The sequence below is a fragment of the Paenibacillus sambharensis genome (assembly GCF_003233845.1).
Taxonomy (GTDB): Bacteria; Bacillota; Bacilli; order Paenibacillales; family Paenibacillaceae; genus Paenibacillus_I; species Paenibacillus_I sambharensis.
The window spans coordinates 1-19,225 of record NZ_QKRB01000031.1 but is presented as its reverse complement, the minus strand read 5'-3'; the positions used below and the strand labels follow the sequence as shown (position 1 = coordinate 19,225).

Genomic DNA, 19,225 nt, shown 5'->3' with positions numbered 1-19,225 from the left:
CTGCTGCTCGTTTTATATAAACACAAAGTCCGCTAAATTTATAATCATAGTGCAAGCATCTCAATTGAACAGCTGCATAAGGGCCCAGAAGGAAGCGGCGCCAGCAAGTCCCGTAAACCCGCACAGCAGATTGACAGACAAGCCGCGGCTTACCCCAAAACTCACACATTTCTCCGAGAAAGTACCCTCCTTGCTCTCAGCAATTAACGCCAGTACCCCGGATACCATGAACAGCGCACAGGCCAGCAATATCATCAGGTCTTGATCACTCATCTGTGTAGACTCCTTATCGCTTGATGCTATCAGTCTATCACAATCTCTTCCAGGCGGAATCCACCAAATATGAGATTGAAACGAAAATGAGAAAATTCTCACGTTAATCTCATAAACAGATGAAACCATTGGAAGAACGGGAAAAATCACCTCATCTACGAATTTATCAAAAATTTAGGTATGGTATAGTGTAAACAGTCATCAACGACAATCATCCAGATGGAGGGACTACATAACAGATGCTTAGGAAATCATTCATGAAACGCCTTGCCGCTGTGAGTCTGAGCGCCACCATCGGGTTTTCGGCTTTAGCCTTAGGCTCGTCTTCTCAAGTGCACGCAGCGACTCCCCAAAGTGAGGAAATGATCGCAACCGCCAAGGAATACTTAGGCGTACCTTACCGGTTCGGAGCACCTAGCGGCGTTAACTATGCTTTCGATTGTTCATCCTTTACCCAATACATTTACAAGCAAGCCGAAGTTAAACTCCCCCGCACCTCACAAGGGCAAGCAAAGGTTGGCGAAGAGGTTTCCAAGGACAACCTAAGCCAAGGTGATCTCGTATTCTTTAACACGAGCGGTAAGGGAATTAGCCATGTCGGCATCTATGCGGGCAGCAATAAATTCATCCACACTTCCAGCAGTAAGGGTGTTGTGGAATCCAGCATCTCTTCCGGATACTGGAGCAAGAACTATGTAACAGCACGCCGCGTTTTATAATAACCATATGACCAAGAGCCGCACACGGGATTAATCCTGATGTGCGGCGTTTTATTTTTACGGGTATATTGGTTAGGATAACAGCAACAGCCTGGGGGTGAAATGTCCATGAACTGGACTCTGACTGGACAGTGGAATGAGGAACGCTGGGCACAAGCCCGGGAACTGTATCTGCAGGCCTTCCCCAGCGGCGCTAAGCCTGAGCATGTAATCAGACGAATGTTTCAGAGAGAGATGTGTGAGCTGCATGTTGGAACGGATGATTCCGGCCCTGCAGCTATGGCATTAACCGGGTTGTCACACGACAGGCAGGCCCTGCTGATTGATTACCTGGCCATTCGTGAAGATCTGCGGGGACAAGGATGGGGCGTGCATTTGGTCAACCGGATCAAGGAGCGGGCAGCAGATGTGCAGCAGGCCAAGGGCGTGATCGTCGAGATTGAGGCAGAGGATAATGAAACGAACGCCAGGCGGCTGTCGTTCTGGTGCCGATGCGGCTTTATGGCAACTGACTATGTCCATCAGTATATATGGGTGCCAGAACCATATCGGGCCCTGGTTTGCTCATTCGACCCAGATCACCCGCTCCCGGCCAGTGGCCGGAAGCTGTTCGGCTATATTAACGACTTTCACCGCAAGGCTTTCAGCAGCCGGTAGCTGCATGCAGGGTTAGACCTCACCGCTAACATCTTCTCTTAGCTCTCGTCACCCTCTGCATCAATTCCCGCGAACAGACGCTTAACATGTTCCCTCTCCCGCTTGTTAATCATCAAGTAGACCGTATCCCCCTGTTTAAGCCGGGTGTTGCCGTTAGGGGTCACCACCCGGTCACCACGTATAACGGCCGTAACGAGACATTCATTCGGGAAGGGAATGCTCTTGACGGACTTGCCAGCCGCAGGAGAATGCTCCTCCACATAAGTTTCTAGTATTTCGCTGCTCGTCTTCCCTATGGATACAAGCTCAAGTGAATGAGGTACGACCGGCTTGCTTCCGCCTGCAAGCCCAAGCTTCTCGGCCAGCGGCGAGATGGTCGCACCTTGAATGAGCGCGGATGTGAGAACCACGAAGAATACAGCATCAAAGAACATCTGCCCGATATCCAGACCAGCCAGCAGCGGATAGGTTGCAAGCACGATTGGTACTGCTCCGCGAAGGCCAGCCCAAGAGATCACGACCTTCTCCCTTGTACTGAATCCCATGCCCATCGTAGAGAGGAAGACTCCGATTGGTCTGGCCGCGAACATCAAGATGAGAGAAAGCAGAATCCCCTGCCATATAACCTGGAGCAAATTTTCGGGGAAAACAAGAAGCCCCAGCAGAATGAACATCAGAATCTGCATCATCCAGGCAAAGCCTTCATGAAACCGGATAATGGAATGCTTATACGTAAGATCCGAATTGCCCACGATCAGAGCCATAATATAGACGGCTAGCAGCCCGCTGCCCCCGATCATCGCGGTTGCACTGTAGGTGAATATTGCGAAAGCGATCGCGAATACCGGGTAAAGGCCTGATGAATCCAGATTAATGCGGTTAACTGATTTGACGGCCAGCCTTCCCATAATTAAACCTGCCGTAAGGCCGAGACCCATCTGCAGGATGAATTGAAGCAGCAGTATGCCGTATTTCGCTTCCGGGTTCTGAAGCAGTTCAATTAATGCAACGGTCAAGAATACGGCCATTGGATCATTCGTGCCCGATTCAGCCTCCAGGGTAGAGGAGAGCCGTTGCTTAATATTTTTGCTGCCTAACACCGCGAATACCGCTGCAGCATCCGTTGATCCAACTATCGCGCCAAACAGCATGCCTTCCAGCCAGGTAACCTGGAGTATGAAGGTGGCGGCCGCCCCAACCACAGCTGTAGTGAGCAGTACACCAAGCGTTGCCAGTGATACCGATGGTGCGATTACCCGTTTGACACGGCTCCACTTGGTCTGCATACCCCCCTCGAACAATATAACGATGAGCGCGAATATCCCGAATAACTGCGTAAGGGCCGCATTGTCGTAATAGATAAACCTGCTCAACACCATTCCTACACCAATATAGAATACTAGTGAGGGCAGTCCTAATCGCGATGAGAATTTAGTGGTTAATACGCCGAGTATCAGCAGAATAGAAAACAGAAATACGGTGTTGTCTGTCGTAAATTGCACTGCCCTTCACCCCTATCTCTGCTAGTCTTCAAGCAAGCTCTTCTATTAATTTTATCACATTTGAATTTTCTAATCTAATTCGCCGATAATTTATACAAAACAGGTTTCAATTGGAAGTGATCGGGTGAATATTATAAAGAGCATTTTTCCGCTCTCATGTTTCCTGTCCGCAGCCTGCAAAAAAGAACCCGATATTCTCACACTTACTTAATAGTTTCTTAGTAATTGTGGGATATACTGACTCTGTCCTCAAAAAACATGAAGAAAGTCAGGGTGATTAACCATGAGTCTCGCAGACAAAATTGTCGTGCTTAAAGATGAGCTTCTCCAAGTGGCAGAAAAGAACTACTATAACCTGCTTCACCCTGAAGTGATTACGATGAGCCAAAAACTAGACACGCTAATCGTGCAGTCGATGAAAAACCGCCGTTAAGCTATACATAGTACTACCCGATCAGATCAATTACTCCGCACATGTTAAACAGCCATACGGCAACCGGCCGTATGGCTGTTATTTTGAGCTTAGCAGCTCCTTAAAGGGATCTGGCGCCTTCAGGCTCTTCCGCCCGCAAGCATCTGAAAGGTAAATTTGACCGGCTCTTCAATCTCCACCTTGATACTCACATGATCAGCATGTAAGGGGGTGAAGCGGCTTTGCCACATATTCTTCTCACGCATGCCTGGATCCAGCCATTCTTCCAGCTCATCCTCGCTAATAATAACGGGAAGCCCCTTCCAATGGTGTTCAACTCCAAGGCCGGGAGCAGTCGTCACGATGGTACAGGTACGATGCACCTGTCCGCGCGGATCCACTCGTTCCTCGTACAGACCAGCCATGCCAAATAGCCTTGAGCCCTTATATGTTAAGGAGACAGACTGCTTCTGTTTGCCGTCATCCTCAACCTTGCAGACAGATGTACAAGGAATTATACAGCGCTGTTTCTTGATAATTCGGTCGAAGATTTCCTTGGTAAGCACACCGTCAAGATCAGCATTAATGGAATCCTTGGCCCAGAACGGGAACAGGCCCCAGCGGGATTCTATCAATCTTCTCTCCTGCTGCTTGCCGACAATGATCGGAACATTATCTGTTGGCTCAATCTGCTTGCGCGGCGATATCTCCATCATGACCTTGTTGACACGGAATTGATCCCGTATTTCCTCTGCTCCCGCTTCCAAAGCAAACAATTGGCACATTCCTGCATCCGCTCCTTTAGGTACAGTATCTGCCTAAATAAACGGATTATTCATACTCCATTATAATTGATGGACGACCTATCTGATCTTAGTTGTCAATGATTTCGTCCAATTCGGTTTCTGTGCGGTGAGCCGCCTTATCTACACGCTTGTCCACTTCATTCGTGCCTTGTATAGCTGCTGCGGTTTGATGCTGATTCTTGATCTGCTGCTCCGCTTGACCGATTCCATGCGCACCCTGATGATTACGGCTTGTTGGCATAATTCGTGCTACCTCCTTCAAGATCCATTTGTTGTACTGCCCTCTCATTATTTCCTTCCTCTGCCTGTTCTATCAGGACAAAAAAAGCCTTACCGGCAGACATTCGTCCGCAAACGGTAAGGCTTTGCCAGTAAGCTATGCCCTTATTTCAGCTGGTTAAGCACGATTTCCAGCCGGTCAGATGGTTCCTGAAGCTGCTTTAAATCAAGGCTGCGAATATAAGCGAGCATCCCTTTGATCACCATTTTGTTCGGCGTTTCACTTCCAAACTCGGCTTCCAGGATCTGAATGGAGGAGGCCAGCTCCTCACGCTGTTCTTCATTGATTTTGATCTTATCCAATTGAACCTTGAAATCCGCGATCGGCCCAGCCCACCCGCTCTTCTCCCCTTCAAAGTAACGCACGATCTCATCATGCGAGGAGCCAATGCTGCTGTAGTCAATCAACGGCTTGCCGCCTCGTGCTGTCATACCGAGGACAATATCATCAAGCCGGTCCATAATGTAGGCGACCAGATGATCCGCTTCACTGAAGTTATTGTTGAAGAGCAGGTAAAAGGTGTATTCATTACACATCGCCTGAAGAATGCTGGCCGCGTCAATGGCGTATGTTCTGCTGTCCTCTCCATAGATCCCGATAATTAAATCACTGAAGATATGGAGGCTGTTCATCCGCATCTGGACGAAAAAGGCTGCCAGCTCGTCATTCACATGGATCGCTTGTTCCCGCATTAATATCTTGATCAGATCACTGTGCTCGGCACTGTTCGTAAACATGTAGCTCAGCATGCCGGACAATCGCTCCCTTGGGGAAAGATCGTCCGTATCCAGCTGCCGCTTCACCTCAACTGTTATCCGTTCAAAGTGATATTTCAGACAAGAGTGGAGCAGGTCTTCCTTCGACTTAAAGTAAAAGTAGACCAGCCCTTTTGCAATCCCGGCTTCTTCGGCAATTTCCTGGATGGAGGATGCATGATACCCTTTCCGTATAAAGCAGCTTAACGCGCTGTCGAGTATCAGCTTTTTCTTCGGGTTCATTCCTTCTCCTCCCCTGCCGCTTGTTATTCGGCTGTCTTGCGCTTCGGTCTCAGCTTCATCAAGATCTCATAAACAATTGGCACAATCAGCAGGGTCAGCAGCGTGGAGCTTGTCAGACCGCCGATAACTGTCACGCCAAGACCTTTGGAGATAATGCCCGCACTTTCAAATCCGAAGGCCAGCGGCAGAAGTGCGCCGATTGTAGCAAGCGCCGTCATCAGAATCGGACGGAGACGGGTACCAGCCGCTTCGATAAGAGCCTCACGGGTCGACAGACCGCTCTCTTCCTTCTTGATTACCCGGTCGATAAGCACAATTGCGTTGGTCACCACGATCCCGATCAGCATAAGCGCGCCCATCATCGCTGATACGCTGATCGTCTCTCCTGCAATCCACAGGCCGACCAATGCACCGATTACGGTAAATGGCAGGGAGAACAGGATCGCGAATGGAGCGAGACCGCCGCCAAACGTTATGACCAGCACCAGATAAACAATAGCGATAGCTGCCAGCATCGCGAGACCTAACTGGGTAAACGTCTCGTTCAGCTGCTCAGTTACGCCGCCGAATTCTACGCTTACACCTTCAGGAAGCTCAAGTTCATCCACCTTCTGCTGAAGCTGGCTCGACGCCTTGCCGACATCTGCTGATGTAATAGCTGCCTGGATCGAAGCATACATGCGGCCATCCAGCCGTGTAATCGTATTCGGAGATTCGCCTTCTTTGACCTCGACGACATCCTTGATCTGAACCGGCAGGCCAAGAGGCGACATAATGACTTCATTCTCAATATCGGCTATCGATTTATAGGTTTTCGGATCGGTATAGATCTTAACCTCATACTCCTTGCCCTCAACCTTAACCGAAGTGAGTACAGGCTGCTCCCTCTCAGGGCTTAGTGCCATAGCAATTTGGCCGGTTGTCAGACCAAGGCTGCTCAGCTTCTCCTGATTGGCAATGAGCGTATACTGCTCATAAGATTCCGTTACGCTGGACTCCACATCCTCCAGGTTGCCGTCTTCCTTCATAATTGGCTCGATTTGACCGATGGCTGTATGAATCTCTTCATAGCTCGGACCATACACATTCAGTGTCAGGTTGCTGCCGCCCATACCACCGGACATATCCATCTCTTTCCATTGTCCTTCGCCGCCGGTGGTGTCCTGAAGCTGCGTAATCAGCTCCTTCTTCCGCTCGGCGAAGTTCGCTGTGTCATCTTCAAACATCACGTAAAACAGTGCTGATTTGGTTGCAGCAGGATTCAGCGGATTGCTGCCGCCTACGGAATACTGCACATCAGTTACATCCTCGGTCTGAAGGACCAGTTCTTCCGCTTTCAGTGATACATCCTTGACCTGCTCCAGCAGTTCGCCAGGTGCCGGCGAGTACGTTACCATTGCATACTTCTGTTCCTCTTCAGGCAGGAAGCTGGTGCCGACTACCCGGGCCAGGAACAAGCTGCCGACCAGTATGATGACGGCTGCCAGCAGTGTGACGATCTTGTGATTAAGCGTCCACTGCAGAAGTCTTCTATATCCGTTACCCAAACGGCCGACATCTTCCTCATCATGCAGCTGTTTACCCTTCAGGCCGTTGCGGAACATTGTATGCCCGAGCATAGGAACAATCGTAATGGCCACGAGCAGTGATGCAAGCAGAGCAAACACCATCGTAAGCGCAAACGGGATGAACAGCTCGCCGACCATGCCGCCTACCGCTGCAAGCGGTACGAATACGGCAATCGTTACGATTGTCGAAGAGGCAATCGGGATGAACATCTCACGCGTCGCATCCAGAATCAATGCCTTGCCCTTCAGCGGTTCATTCTTGAGCGCACTGCGTCTGTAGATATTCTCAATGACAACAATCGAGTCGTCGACAACCCGTCCGATGGCTACCGTCATCGCGCCGAGCGTCATCATGTTCAGCGTGATATCCATCTGCTTGAGCAGCAGGATGCCGATCAGCAGCGACAACGGGATGGAGATTACCGAAATCAGAGTCATCCGGATGTTCCGCAGGAAGACCATGATGACGAGAATGGCAAAGAGTGCGCCGAACAGCGCTTTGTTCAGCATCGTATGGACGGATTGCTCGATTGGCTCCGCCTGGTCAAACATCGTTACGAACTCAAGAGATGCATTATCTTCCTTGAATTCCTCCACCTTGTCCTTGACCAGATTGGCAACCTGAACCGTATTGGCATCCGCGCCCTTAACGATCTGAATTCCGATCGACTCCTGGCCGTTCGTGCGGGATATCGATTGGGATAAGGCAACCAGCTCGATATCCGCGATCTCATTCAGCTGTACCGTTGGAATGCCCGGAGCTGCTGCTCCCTGCTGAGGAGCCTGCGGCGATTCCGGCTGTTCCTGCGGCTGAGGTGATCCCTGCGCCCCCTGCGGCATACCTGCAGCCGGCCCGCTGTTCGGTGCATCAGGTGCCTGCGCTCCGCCTGCTCCAGCAGGAATAACCGGAATCGCGATGGCCTTCAATTCTTCAAGCGAGACGATATTGCCGTCTACCACGACAGTCTTAGCCGTATCACCCATTTCGAACAAGCCCAGCGGCACCTTCAGCACGGAAGCCTGAACGATGCCTTTAACCGTCTCTTCACTCAAACCAAGCTCGGCCATCTTCTCCTCATGGAAGCGAAGCTGAACCTCCTTGATTTGCTGGCCGGCAACCGCCACACTGGCTACACCGTTCAGGCCTTCCAGGGCAGGCTTATATTGATCCTCAACCAGCTTCGTCAGATCTTCCAGCGATCCGTCCTTGCTTGATACGCTTAGAGACAGGATCGGAAAGGCATTGATGCTGAGACGAGAGATGCTTGGACTATCCACACCGCCCGGAAGCGCAATATCCTTGATCTCATTCGAGATATTCTGCTCTGCCTTATCCATATTGGTTCCATAATCGAACTGTACGGTAATAGCAGACACGTTCTCCATCGATTGCGAGGTTACGCTCTCCACACCGCTAATGTTCAGGATACGCTGCTCAAGCGGCTGTGTAAGCTTGTCTACAACTTCTTCAGGTGCTGCGCCCGGATAAATCGTCGTGACCTGCACGATCGGCAGCTCAAGATCCGGAAGCGTCTCCTGCTTCATCGTCAGTCCCGCATACAAGCCGGATACGGTAATGATGATGGTCATAATCCAGACCGCAAACTTGTTGTTCAGCGAGAAGTTAATGATTCCTTTCATTCTTCCACTCCTTGTGTAAGTTGACCAGTCGTTCAACTTTTTATATTTATGAGACCAATGGCTTAATATTAGCGGATATTATCGGCAAAAGCAAATTATAGTTGAACAGATATTCAACTTTGACCGCTTATTCAAAATCATCTGAGCACAAACAGCAAAAAAACCACTGAAGCCAGTGGTTATTCTGATGCTACGGGGAATTCTTCCCGGCAATCGGGTAAGTGACACGCTGTCTGCCGCTGTAGTAACACAATTCCGTGTAACCCGCCTTCTTAGCGAGTTCCGTTGCCTCCTCCAGCAGCATGCCGGTATCGTCGGGATAATGGGCATCAGATGAGGTGGCAAGCGGCACACCGTACCGGCTCAAGATTCTCAGCAAAGCAGGACTGGGGCTGCTCTCTGCGACCGGATACCGATAGGCCAGCCCGGTATTGATTTCGGTGCCAACCCCCGCTTCCTTCATAACTTTGGCCGTCTCCTCATAGAGCGGCATCAGCTGCCCCTCATCCGGACGGAAGCCGAACAGCTTCAAGTTGTCCGGGTGTCCGATAAATTCGAACAGCCCGCAGCGGGCTGCTTCTTGAACAGTGGAGTAATAGTCAGTGTACAGCTGCAGCAAGTCAATCGGTTCAAATCTGGCTTGGGTGTCCGGATTATCGAAGCCCCAGCCGTGAAGGAAATGAACCGATCCGATCACATAGTCCACCTGATATGGAGCCAGCAGACGGCGCAGTTCATCCTCTGCACCTGGAAAATAATCCGCCTCCAGGCCGACACTGATTCCGCCGAGCCGGTCCGCCGCTTCCTGAACGGGTCCCAGAAAGTCATGGATCGAGCCGATGCATACGTGATCCAGCCACCTGTGCTGCATCCGCCCCAGCTCGCTGTCATCAAGCGTCATATGCTTGGCGTAATAGGACTGGAACTCTTCGAACCGGTACAGGTGATCCACAATCCCTAAGCGCTCAATGCCTCTGGCTCTGGCCCAGGCCAAATAACGATCCAGCCATTCCATAGAGAAGCAGCCTTTATCCAGACGTTCATGCAGCCTGCCCGCTTCGGATTTCATCCACGCCAGAGAGTGTCTCTCTAATGGGGGGTCGCCGCCTTCGTTCGTAATCTCGGCGTTAACTCGAAACTCTTCAGCCCCCGGTAATGATGCTTGTAACGCCTGCATGGTTCTTGTCAGCCAATGCAGCGTGTAGGGTCCTTCCTCCAGGTGAACATGCATGTCCGCCTTCACAGCTGCAATCCCTCCCAATCAGCAGGCATCGTCATGGCTGAAGACAGCGGTATGCCGAGTATGCGGCAGCAGAGCGGAGCCAGCCACAGCTGGGAAAGCTCCTGGCTGTATTCGCCGGGTACGAATACGGGACTGATGCAGTACAGCGGCACTTCCCTTTCCTCGCAGCCAGTCCCTCCATGCTGGCCGTCCTTATTCATGCCATGGTCGGATGTGATGAGCACGTGATACCCTTCTTTCATCCACCCCGGCACCAAAGCGGCGAGCAAGCTGTCCACTTCAATGGCTTTGCCGCGATACTGCTTCGAATCGGCTCCGTATTTATGTCCGGCATCATCAATGCCCATAGGATGTATGTAGAGGAAGTGCGGGTCCCACTGTCTGCGAAGAACTTCACCGTCCAGCAGCAGATGAGAGTCCGGATAGCTGTCATCAAAGTAAAATTTGCTATGCTGGATCGGGAGGGCTTCATTATGCTGTTCCCGGTCCTCAGCATAATGGAACGGCGCCCGCTGCACCAGCTCGCTAACCCAGTAGTAAGCGGCTGCCGCCGTCCTTCGGCCCTGCTGCCGCGCCAGATGAAACAGGCTGGTCTGGCTGGAGAGCCGGGCCATGTGATTGGCCGTTATCCCGTTCAGCCAGGCAGGCGTACCCGTGAGCAGCACCTCGTACAGGGGACGTGACAAGCTCGGCAGCTCCGAGACCACCTTGTATACTGCTGCCTGCCTATGCTCAACGAGATGATTCAAATATCCCATGGACTGCCTGGCTGTGTCGTAACGAAGACCATCAAGAACCACCATAATGAGCTTATTCATTGCACTCCTCCTCTTCGCAAGGTTACCTTCATTCCGCAGTGACCCAGCTGATTTTATAGCCTTTCATTGCAGACATCCACTCCTTGGGACATGGACTGTCGCTAATAATTTCATTCACCTGCTCGAGGCCAATGACCCGGACGAAGGTGCGCTGTCCAAGCTTGGTATGGTCAGCCAGCACGGTCACTTTGGCTGCACTGCGGGCAAACATCTGGGAGCAGGCCGCCTCATTCACATCGTAATCCGTTACGCCTTGCTCAGCCGAGATTCCTCCACAGGACAGAAAAGCCTGATCGACCTGGAGCTCCGCAATCATCTGCTCGCAGAACGGGCCGGACAACGACTGCTGCTCCGGATTCAGCATACCGCCAAGCAGCATTACGCTGCCGCTGAATTTATTCTTCTGCAGAGACTCACAGAGCACGGTCGCTACCGGCAGTGAGTTCGTCAGGATCGTCACCTGCCTGCAGCCGCTGATAGCCCGGGCGAGTTCAAGCGTTGTCGTTCCTACATCAATCAGGATTGTGCTGCCATCCTTGATACTGGCGGCTGCGCTTCGCCCGATGCTTCGTTTGGACTCACGGTTATGCGTTTGCCTCTGCAGATACGACGGCTCATCACTCGTCATCCCCGCCTTCACGGCTCCCCCGTAAACCCGCCGCAGCTTCCCCTGCTCCTCCAGTGCAGCAAGGTCTCTTCGAATCGTCTCTGTCGATACAGAGAGTATGCGGGCCAGCTCCGGAGCGCTTACCTTGCGGTGGCTCTCGAGCCGCTCAAGGATATGAACCTTTCGTTCTTCTGATAGGATGGACAATGTCCGATCGCACCTCCATGGTCAAGATTTCTGCAGTTCTGCGGATCTACAGCAAGCACAACCTCGCTCCCCTGCCGGATTGGGAAGCAGCTGCCGTCATTCAGCATATCGGCATTGATCTCGGTTCCGCCAGCGTTTACCGCACAGCGGATCAGGCTGCCAAGCACCGTTATCTCCGTAACCTTGCCTTGGGCAATTAGCGCAGTACTTTTACCGAGGCTGTCGCGGTAAGCCTCTGCCGGATGGGGTGCCGCTTCGTCTGCAGGCGTAAGCTTCACAGACTCTGGACGAATGGCATATGTGCTTCCGGCCAGCTCCCTCACGCCGAACACGGCTTCCATCTCCTGCCGGTCCAGCACATTGTAATGGCCAATGAACCGGGCAACAAAGGAGGAATTCGGCTCGGCATAGATGTCCTCCGGCCTGCCGGTCTGAATGATCCGTCCCTCGTGCATGATACACACACGGTCAGAAATCATTAATGCCTCTTCCTGGTCATGCGTGACGAAGATCATCGTCATTCCCAGCCGCTGCTGGATACGGCGAAGCTCCATACGCAGATTCCGGCGGATCTTCGCATCCAGCGCGCTTAATGGCTCATCCAGCAGCATCAGCTTCGGTTCAACCGCAAGCGACCGGGCCAGCGCAACCCGCTGCTGCTGTCCGCCTGACAAGCGGTGCGGATAATCCTTCCTCTTGTCCGAGAGATCAACCAGCTCCAGCATCTCTTCCACCCTGCCCTTGATCTGCTCCCGGCGGTCTCCCCTCATCTTTAATCCGAAGGCGATATTGTCATACACCGTCATATTGGGGAAGAGCGCATACGATTGGAACACCATGCCTACATCGCGTTTCTTGGCAGGCAGACTCGTCAGCTCTACCCCATCCAGCTCAATCGAGCCTTGATCCATTTCAGCCAGTCCGGCGATGCATCTGAGAAGCGTGCTCTTGCCGCAGCCGCTTGGGCCGAGCAGCGTAAGCAGCTCTCCTCGTTCCGCCTGAATGCTTAAATCATTGATAACTTGCACGCCATTGAAGGATTTAGTAATCGCGCTAAGCGATAAATAGGAACCCATCACAATCTTCCTCCCCCTACCTGATATCCGGTGTCCGGAACACCCACTTGCCCAGCCTGAGCAGCAGACCGGAGAGAATGAGCACAAAGCCAAAATAAGCAATCGCCACAGCGCTTGACAGATGACCGCTCTCGCTGAGCCGCTTGTACAAGTAAATCTGCACCGTTTCATATCGGCCGCCCACCAGCAGATTGGCCAGTACGAACTCGCCGAACAGAATGGAGAAGGAGAGCAGCACCGAGACTGTAATTCCCGGAAGAATATTAGGCAGTACGACCTGCCTGAACGCCTGCACCCGGGTAGCCCCCAGCAGCTCAGCGGCATCTGTCAGCTCTCGTGCATTCACGGTGCGCAGAGCATTCCGTATGCCTTGGTACATATAAGGAAGGATAATCACAAAATAAGCGCCGACCAGAATCCATAAGGTTCCTGCTATCGGGACCGGTCCTCCTGAATATATGCGGATCAATCCGACTGCCATCACGACCCCTGGAAGCGCATAAGGAAGCAGCACCAGCGCATACAACAGCTTCTCCAGCTTGGGCATATACACAGTCACAATATAGATAGTCGGAACCATAACAGCAAGACTGAGCAGTACCGATAATGTACATACCAGGAGGCTTCGGCCGAGCGACTCCAGGAAACGTGCGTCCTGCAGCAGGACCGCGAACCATTCCAGTGTCCATCCGCTTGGCAGAATCGTTGCCTGCCACTCCTTCGCTAACGCGAACAGCAGCGTGGCCGCCAGCGGAAGCAGCAAATAGGCCATTAGCAGCAGAATAATCGCATAATGATAGCCTTTGTTCTTCATTCTGCGAGATCCCTCCTGACCTTCAGCATCATGCGCTCGTTAATCCACATAGCAAGCAGCATAGCCGCGGCAAGCAGAACGGCAAGCGCACTGCCGAGCTCAGGCCTAACGTAAACGTCGCCTGCCGTTAATGACCCGATTCGAATCGCAAGCAGATTATAATTTCCGCCCACCAGCGCATAAGCCGTGGCATAGGCACCCATTGCATTGGCGAACAGAATGCTGAAGGTACCCAGCATACCGGGGAGCAGCAGGGGCAGCCCGATATAACGCCAGAACTGTACAGTGCCCGCCCCGAGAAGTCCTGAGGCTTCTCGCCACTGCTGCTTAATCCCGTAATAGGTCGGATACATGAGCAGGATAGCAAGCGGAATTTGAAAATACACATACACGAGAACAAGCCCTGTCCATGAATACAGCTCAAATTGGTCCAGGACAGGCAGGCCCAGATCGTTGAAAACAAGCGTAAACAAGCCATTGTTCCCCAACAAAATAATAAAAGCGAACGCCAGCGGTACACCCGCAAAGTTCGACGTCATATTCGAGATCATGAGAATCCGGTCCCTGACAGACTCCGGCAGGCGGGTAATGGAATAAGCGGCCAACATACCGGCTGCCAGTCCGATGACACTGGAGTATAGAGCGATGAGCATGCTGTTGCGGATTGCTTTCGTATAGAAGGGATTGCTTAACGAGGTTAAATAATGGTCTAGCGTGAAAGCCGAGCCCGCTTCCTCCTGGAAGCTGCTCAGGAGCATTGTCATCAGCGGTACAATTTCAAAGCTTGCCGCCAGGAAAATAAAAGGAAGCACGGCTGCCAGCAGCGGCCATGCGATCCGCCGGGTGCGTATCATAACATTCCTCCCATAAAGCCGGCTCCTCCTATTAAGAGGGCCGGCCGTTATGCTGTACGGTTAGTACAAAATTATTAACCAGGTTAATTGATATGAACAAGCACTCTCTCCTGCCACAGCTGCGGCAGCTTCTGCGACATTTCCTCCCAGGCCTTATAATCTTCAACCGGCCGCGCTTGCTCGTATTGTGCCGGGTCGATCAGCTTGCTCTTCACATCCTCCGGCAGCTCTACTGATTCACGGATGGGACGGGCAAAGCCTTTGGCCAGATTGATCTGGCCTTCATCGCTGAGGATGAACTCCCGCGTCAGCATGGCAGCATGAGGATGCGGAGCATACTTGTTGATGATCGTCGCATACCCGCTGACCACGCTGCCTTCCTTCGGGATAGCTACGTCAAACTTATCCGGATCAAGGCTCTGACGGTAGCCGAGGGCATTGAAATCCCACAGCATCGCAACCGAGATCTCGCCTTTCTCAATATTGGCAACGGTCAGCTCTGCCATTGAGATGCGGCCCTGCTTGGCCAGCTCTTCATAAAATGCCAGGGCAGGCTCAAGATTGGTTTCGTCCCCGCCGAGAGCATAGGCGGTAGCCAATACAGCCATCTGCGACTGTGCAGCCTTGGTCACATCGCCTATCGTCACCTTATAATCGCCATTCTTGATATCCTCGAAGCTGGCCGGCGGTTTCTCCACCAGATCCTTGTTCGTCATTATGGCAATCGTGCCTTGATAACCAAGCACCCAGTGCCCTTCCTCATCCTTGGCCCAGTCAGGGATTTCCTCCCAGTAGGTTGTTTTGTAGGGCTGGGTTACCCCCTTCTCAACCGCTACAGGCCCGAATGCAATACCGATATCGCCAATATCTGCGGTAGGCTTGTCCTTCTCGGCATCGAATTTGGCAATCTCCTCTGCGCTCGACATATCCGTATCCGTGTGATTCAGGCCATATTCCGCCTTCAGATCCGCCCATGTCTCAACCCAATTCGCCCAGGAGTCCGGCATGCCAACACTGACGACCTGGCCTTCTTCCTTGGCTTTGGTGGTTATTTCCTCCAGACTGAGTGAATTTCCGTCGATGGTGCTGCCTGAGGTTTCCTTGCTGCAGCCGGCAAGCCCGAATGCCAGAGCCGAGGCGGCTAGTACAATGATCCCCTTCTTCAGCTGTTTTCTCATCCGTTTCTCCTCCTACTGAATACCAATGTGGATTGTTGTGCATTCATGAGGTTTTTCTTCTGATTGCAGTATAGACGAGTTTTGTAAACAACGTTTCAAGCGGGTATGAATGATTTGTAAGCCGCAGCCAACCATATTAACATGCATACACGGCAAAAAGGCTCTATCCTATTCGATAGAGCCTTGATCTTGCAATTAATAGTTAGGGTTATACATCCCGGGTCGCTCCCCAGTCATTCTCGCTTTCCATCTCCTGCTCCACCGCAAACTCGAAGTCTTCGATATCAAACACCTGAACAGGCACTTCCGCATTGACAATGCGGTCCTGAAGCTCGAGCTGGTCAGACAGGAGCGGGATCTGCAGCCGGCTCGCTGTCAGAATCTGTTCCGTTTCAATCGGATCAAATACTTCCCCGTATTGGGCATTATCCATCGCATTAACGACTGTGAAGGATACTTCCCCGTTCAGGAGCAGCGGCGCACTTTCCCGCCAGGGTGATTGAAGGGCACGTTCGATCTTTTTGCGGTTTAACGATTCCTGGAAAAATTGAATCAGCTCCGCGATCTTGGCTTTCACATGCCGGTCATCCTCCGGATCATCCATCACTGGCTCCGCGCCTTCCTTCATATCGTACAGCTCCATAATAGTCGAGTAAGGGATGACATATTCTACCGGACGTGCCGGAACAAGCAGCTGACCGTAGGTAGCCACCATAACGGCTTCAATGACAAAACGCCGACGCATGGCTGATTCCTCCTTGTAAGTAGACAGTACCAACCTATTATACAACATTATGGCGCTCGTACACAGAGCGATTCGTTGATCTTGCCTTCGGGTAGGAGGTACAATAGGTTTACTTTGTTACTTACCGTTCCGAGGAGGCTAACTATGATTAAGGAACCTGTCATTATAATAGGTGCTGGTCCATGCGGATTGGCAGCCGCAATCGAGCTGCAGCAGACAGGCGTTGATCCGCTTGTTATCGAGAAGAAGAATGTGGTTCATTCCATTACCCAATACCCTGTATATATGCAGTTCTTCAGCAGCCCTGAGCTGTTGGAAATCGCGGATATCCCCTTCACGACTGCAGGTGACAAGCCGAGCCGCCTTGAGGCGCTTAATTACTATCGCAATGTTGCCCTGCGGCGTGAGGTAAGGCTTCAAACCTACACAGATGTTAAAAGTGTTACCCCTCTTCAGGAGGGCGGGTTCCTTCTTGAGGCGCGAAGCAAAGCAGGCAAAGAGCTTGCCTACCACGCGGAACAGGTCATAGTGGCAACCGGCTACTTCGATCACCCTAATATGCTGGGCATCCCGGGTGAAGAACGGGAGAAGGTCAGCCATTTCTTTCGCGAGGCCCATCCCTATACGAAGACCCGCGTCGTTATTATCGGGGGCAGCAATTCCGCTATTGATGCGGCACTTGAGCTTCAGCGGGTGGGTGCCGATGTTACAGTCGTGTACCGGGGAGAAGGCTATGCAGCTGGTATTAAGCCTTGGGTCCTTCCGATCTTCGAGAGCAAGGTATCCAAGGGACAGATCCGGATGATGTTTGCTTCGCAGGTTATTGCGATCGAAGAGGATACCGTATCGATCCGGACACCCGAAGGCATAGAGCAGCTGGACAATGATTTTGTACTGGCGCTGACCGGTTTCCATCCGGACCGGGAATTCCTGACTGCTGCCGGTGTCCGCATTGAACCGGAAGGCTATCCTTATTTTCAGGAAGAGACCATGGAAACCAACGTACCCGGACTGTATTTGGCCGGTGTTGTCGCTTCCCGCAGAGAGGCGAATGAAATTTTCATTGAAACCGGACGCTTCCACGGCCGCAGGATCGCCGCTCATCTCAAGACAAAAACCCGCCCATAGCAGGAGGGCACTGAAAAACCAAGCAATTTTCTTCACGCGGCCACATTTAGGTGTACAAAGAAGGCATCTGTCCGAAAATTCGGTGCAGATGCCTTCTTCTTTAATCTGTTTGTCTGGGATTTACGAGGCATCCTCAGTCCGCTAACTTCAATATCCGTTTGAGGTTTACGGCAAATATGGTCATAGCCCCTTGCAGCTGCATGCCAAGCAGACCCGAGGATGTGGCGACATCAAACCCGTGTCTATGTTTAAGTTCACTATTCTTTGCTTCAATCTTGTAGCGTTCCTTGGCTTTTGCTTTGAAATACTCTGTCTCTTGAAAGGCCATCTGTTCGGCGTGTTCATCAGATTTCAGGCTGACAGAGTAGGTTTTTGTCTTTGCTCCCTCTTTGTAGCAGCCTTCCCTGAGCGGGCAGCGCTTGCAGCGCTCGACATCGAAGTAGTAAGTATCCACCTGATTTTTGCCTACACCTTTCTTGCCTTGCCGAGCTTTGCGGACTGCCATATGCCCTGCCGTGCAGACATACATGCTGGCATCTTTGTTGAACAGAAATTCGTCTTCTTTCTTTCGGTTCCCCTGCGTAATGAGCGGGTTGAGTTTCGACACGAGCGCAATCTCGTTGCTCTTGGCATAGACCAGGTTGTCCTTCTCGGAATAGGCGGCATCGCCGATGACGGTGCTCACCTGCATGCCGGCCGCTTGGCTTTTCTCAATCAGGGTTTGTAATTGCTTGCCGTCATTCTTCTCGCCAGTCGTAATCACCGCTGCCGTAATAATTCTTTCTTCAGTCAAGGCCAGATGCGTTTTGTAACCGAAGAAGGCGGAGTCTGCACTCTTGTGGCCTATGCGTGCATCCGGATCTGCCGCCAGACGAAGCTGCTCGACATCATCGTCCACGGTCTCTTTCAGGAGATTCAGAGGTTCCGTAATCTTCGGCAGCTGCGCAATTCCTGACTCTGTCTCGACGAAGGCAATAAGTTTGTTACAGTAGGCAATTTCATCTTCCAGCACATCGTTTGTGTTCTTGGCCGGCATGCGGACTTTAACCGTTTCGTCCACAGCATACACGGCCTTCCGCAGCTTCTTGGCCCGATCTTGCAGGATTTCACGCGGCGATTTCTGGTTGTAGCGTGCTTTCGTGTGGGTGGCGTCTACGATAATGGACTTGCTCTTCAGGATTCCCTTCTCGATGGCAAGCTCTACTGTCTTGCCGATCAGCATGTCCAGCAGGTTCATGTCCTTCAAGCGCAGCTTGCGGAACTTCGTCAGGGAACTGGACTCAATGATCGGATCTTCCGGCGCCATATCTAGAAAGAACTTGAACGAAAGGTCGTACCGTGAACGTTCCACAATGTCTACATCTGACAGCTCGAAGATCGCCTTGAGTAGCAGATATTTAAACATACGGATCGGATCTATGGCATTTCGACCGTTGTTCTGACAGTACTTGTCTTTCAGTTCCTCGTATATAAACGCGAAGTCCACCAATTCGTTGATCTGACGCAGCATATTGTCTTTGGGGATCAACATATCGTACAGCTTGGCATATGGACTAAGCATCAACGTTTGTTGCTGCCGAATCATTCGCTCACCCGCTCTCTGTGATACCTTAATTATAAACGAGAAAAGGTACAGTCTCCTCAATTTCTTGAGTGTGACTGTACCTTTTCTATAAAACGGACTTTTTCAGTGCCCTCC

The 19,225-nt window shown here is 51.7% G+C and carries 19 protein-coding genes; 4 read left to right on the top strand and 15 right to left on the bottom strand.

Features of this window, described 5'->3' with window-relative positions:
• Nucleotides 1-60: 60 nt before the first annotated feature.
• On the bottom strand, nucleotides 61-273 hold the full coding sequence (locus tag DNH61_RS03960; RefSeq protein ID WP_111145385.1) for a hypothetical protein: 213 nt from the start codon (nucleotides 271-273) through the stop codon (nucleotides 61-63).
• 257 nt (nucleotides 274-530) lie between these two features.
• Here DNH61_RS03960 and DNH61_RS03955 point away from each other — a divergent pair, with 257 nt between their 5' ends.
• Together DNH61_RS03955 and DNH61_RS03950 are read left to right on the top strand one after the other, a co-directional pair.
• Nucleotides 531-992, top strand: a complete 462-nt coding sequence (locus DNH61_RS03955; protein ID WP_245947913.1) for a C40 family peptidase — start codon at nucleotides 531-533, stop codon at nucleotides 990-992.
• Nucleotides 993-1,100: 108 nt separating this feature from the next.
• Nucleotides 1,101-1,649: a GNAT family N-acetyltransferase gene (locus tag DNH61_RS03950; protein ID WP_181438576.1), complete on the top strand. Its 549-nt coding sequence runs from the start codon at nucleotides 1,101-1,103 to the stop codon at nucleotides 1,647-1,649.
• A gap of 38 nt (nucleotides 1,650-1,687) precedes the next feature.
• Here the strand turns inward: DNH61_RS03950 and DNH61_RS03945 are convergent, their stop codons facing one another.
• Entirely contained in the window at nucleotides 1,688-3,151 is a 1,464-nt protein-coding gene (locus tag DNH61_RS03945) for a potassium/proton antiporter (protein ID WP_111145382.1), read from the bottom strand.
• Nucleotides 3,152-3,434: 283 nt separating this feature from the next.
• Here DNH61_RS03945 and DNH61_RS03940 point away from each other — a divergent pair, with 283 nt between their 5' ends.
• Nucleotides 3,435-3,584, top strand: coding sequence for an aspartyl-phosphate phosphatase Spo0E family protein (locus tag DNH61_RS03940; protein WP_111145381.1), 150 nt, complete (start codon nucleotides 3,435-3,437; stop codon nucleotides 3,582-3,584).
• A gap of 119 nt (nucleotides 3,585-3,703) precedes the next feature.
• Here DNH61_RS03940 and DNH61_RS03935 read toward each other — a convergent pair whose 3' ends face one another.
• The 12 genes from DNH61_RS03935 to DNH61_RS03885 form a co-directional block, all read right to left on the bottom strand.
• Nucleotides 3,704-4,348 carry an SOS response-associated peptidase gene (locus DNH61_RS03935; protein ID WP_111145380.1) on the bottom strand — a complete coding sequence of 215 codons (645 nt, stop codon included), beginning with the start codon at nucleotides 4,346-4,348 and terminating at the stop codon, nucleotides 3,704-3,706.
• A gap of 88 nt (nucleotides 4,349-4,436) precedes the next feature.
• The gene (locus DNH61_RS26230) at nucleotides 4,437-4,610 is read right to left on the bottom strand and encodes a hypothetical protein (protein ID WP_181438575.1); all 174 of its coding nucleotides are present in this window, start codon (nucleotides 4,608-4,610) and stop codon (nucleotides 4,437-4,439) included.
• Between the two features lie 143 nt (nucleotides 4,611-4,753).
• On the bottom strand, nucleotides 4,754-5,647 hold the full coding sequence (locus tag DNH61_RS03930; RefSeq protein WP_111145379.1) for a TetR/AcrR family transcriptional regulator: 894 nt from the start codon (nucleotides 5,645-5,647) through the stop codon (nucleotides 4,754-4,756).
• A gap of 23 nt (nucleotides 5,648-5,670) precedes the next feature.
• Nucleotides 5,671-8,856, bottom strand: coding sequence for an efflux RND transporter permease subunit (locus tag DNH61_RS03925; protein WP_111145378.1), 3,186 nt, complete (start codon nucleotides 8,854-8,856; stop codon nucleotides 5,671-5,673).
• 190 nt (nucleotides 8,857-9,046) lie between these two features.
• Complete coding sequence (locus tag DNH61_RS03920) at nucleotides 9,047-10,099, bottom strand: PHP domain-containing protein (RefSeq protein ID WP_111145377.1); 1,053 nt, start codon at nucleotides 10,097-10,099, stop codon at nucleotides 9,047-9,049.
• Complete coding sequence (locus tag DNH61_RS03915; protein WP_111145376.1) at nucleotides 10,096-10,917, bottom strand: alkaline phosphatase family protein; 822 nt, start codon at nucleotides 10,915-10,917, stop codon at nucleotides 10,096-10,098. Before DNH61_RS03915 ends, DNH61_RS03920 begins: the two co-directional genes overlap by 4 nt.
• A 28-nt stretch (nucleotides 10,918-10,945) precedes the next feature.
• Nucleotides 10,946-11,731 (bottom strand): DeoR/GlpR family DNA-binding transcription regulator, encoded by a 786-nt coding sequence (locus tag DNH61_RS03910; protein ID WP_111145375.1) that lies wholly within the window; start codon nucleotides 11,729-11,731, stop codon nucleotides 10,946-10,948.
• A complete protein-coding gene (locus DNH61_RS03905) occupies nucleotides 11,665-12,807 on the bottom strand; it encodes an ABC transporter ATP-binding protein (RefSeq protein WP_111145374.1) in 1,143 nt (380 codons plus the stop codon). Before DNH61_RS03905 ends, DNH61_RS03910 begins: the two co-directional genes overlap by 67 nt.
• Nucleotides 12,808-12,823: 16 nt before the next feature.
• Nucleotides 12,824-13,621, bottom strand: a complete 798-nt coding sequence (locus tag DNH61_RS03900) for an ABC transporter permease (RefSeq protein ID WP_111145373.1) — start codon at nucleotides 13,619-13,621, stop codon at nucleotides 12,824-12,826.
• Entirely contained in the window at nucleotides 13,618-14,475 is an 858-nt protein-coding gene (locus tag DNH61_RS03895) for an ABC transporter permease (RefSeq protein WP_111145372.1), read from the bottom strand. The genes DNH61_RS03900 and DNH61_RS03895 overlap by 4 nt, the downstream gene beginning before the upstream one ends.
• An 83-nt stretch (nucleotides 14,476-14,558) precedes the next feature.
• Entirely contained in the window at nucleotides 14,559-15,653 is a 1,095-nt protein-coding gene (locus DNH61_RS03890; protein WP_111145371.1) for an extracellular solute-binding protein, read from the bottom strand.
• Between the two features lie 208 nt (nucleotides 15,654-15,861).
• A complete protein-coding gene (locus tag DNH61_RS03885; protein ID WP_111145370.1) occupies nucleotides 15,862-16,398 on the bottom strand; it encodes an ADP-heptose synthase in 537 nt (178 codons plus the stop codon).
• A gap of 144 nt (nucleotides 16,399-16,542) precedes the next feature.
• On the opposite strand from DNH61_RS03885, the gene DNH61_RS03880 reads away from it, so the two are divergent.
• Nucleotides 16,543-17,526, top strand: coding sequence for a YpdA family putative bacillithiol disulfide reductase (locus tag DNH61_RS03880; protein ID WP_111145369.1), 984 nt, complete (start codon nucleotides 16,543-16,545; stop codon nucleotides 17,524-17,526).
• 133 nt (nucleotides 17,527-17,659) lie between these two features.
• Here DNH61_RS03880 and DNH61_RS03875 read toward each other — a convergent pair whose 3' ends face one another.
• Nucleotides 17,660-19,111, bottom strand: coding sequence for an IS1182 family transposase (locus tag DNH61_RS03875; RefSeq protein WP_111145368.1), 1,452 nt, complete (start codon nucleotides 19,109-19,111; stop codon nucleotides 17,660-17,662).
• Nucleotides 19,112-19,225 lie beyond the last annotated feature (114 nt).

What these genes read in the sequence shown, in the direction of transcription:
- DNH61_RS26230 (WP_181438575.1), bottom strand. Translation starts at nt 4,610, where the DNA reads ATGCCAACAAGCCGTAATCATCAGGGTGCGCATGGAATCGGTCAAGCG.
- DNH61_RS03900 (WP_111145373.1), bottom strand. Translation starts at nt 13,621, where the DNA reads ATGAAGAACAAAGGCTATCATTATGCGATTATTCTGCTGCTAATGGCC.
- DNH61_RS03950 (WP_181438576.1), top strand. Translation starts at nt 1,101, where the DNA reads ATGAACTGGACTCTGACTGGACAGTGGAATGAGGAACGCTGGGCACAA.
- DNH61_RS03885 (WP_111145370.1), bottom strand. Translation starts at nt 16,398, where the DNA reads ATGCGTCGGCGTTTTGTCATTGAAGCCGTTATGGTGGCTACCTACGGT.
- DNH61_RS03930 (WP_111145379.1), bottom strand. Translation starts at nt 5,647, where the DNA reads ATGAACCCGAAGAAAAAGCTGATACTCGACAGCGCGTTAAGCTGCTTT.
- DNH61_RS03890 (WP_111145371.1), bottom strand. Translation starts at nt 15,653, where the DNA reads ATGAGAAAACAGCTGAAGAAGGGGATCATTGTACTAGCCGCCTCGGCT.
- DNH61_RS03895 (WP_111145372.1), bottom strand. Translation starts at nt 14,475, where the DNA reads ATGATACGCACCCGGCGGATCGCATGGCCGCTGCTGGCAGCCGTGCTT.
- DNH61_RS03960 (WP_111145385.1), bottom strand. Translation starts at nt 273, where the DNA reads ATGAGTGATCAAGACCTGATGATATTGCTGGCCTGTGCGCTGTTCATG.
- DNH61_RS03905 (WP_111145374.1), bottom strand. Translation starts at nt 12,807, where the DNA reads ATGGGTTCCTATTTATCGCTTAGCGCGATTACTAAATCCTTCAATGGC.
- DNH61_RS03955 (WP_245947913.1), top strand. Translation starts at nt 531, where the DNA reads ATGAAACGCCTTGCCGCTGTGAGTCTGAGCGCCACCATCGGGTTTTCG.
- DNH61_RS03940 (WP_111145381.1), top strand. Translation starts at nt 3,435, where the DNA reads ATGAGTCTCGCAGACAAAATTGTCGTGCTTAAAGATGAGCTTCTCCAA.
- DNH61_RS03880 (WP_111145369.1), top strand. Translation starts at nt 16,543, where the DNA reads ATGATTAAGGAACCTGTCATTATAATAGGTGCTGGTCCATGCGGATTG.
- DNH61_RS03875 (WP_111145368.1), bottom strand. Translation starts at nt 19,111, where the DNA reads ATGATTCGGCAGCAACAAACGTTGATGCTTAGTCCATATGCCAAGCTG.
- DNH61_RS03935 (WP_111145380.1), bottom strand. Translation starts at nt 4,348, where the DNA reads ATGTGCCAATTGTTTGCTTTGGAAGCGGGAGCAGAGGAAATACGGGAT.
- DNH61_RS03915 (WP_111145376.1), bottom strand. Translation starts at nt 10,917, where the DNA reads ATGAATAAGCTCATTATGGTGGTTCTTGATGGTCTTCGTTACGACACA.
- DNH61_RS03925 (WP_111145378.1), bottom strand. Translation starts at nt 8,856, where the DNA reads ATGAAAGGAATCATTAACTTCTCGCTGAACAACAAGTTTGCGGTCTGG.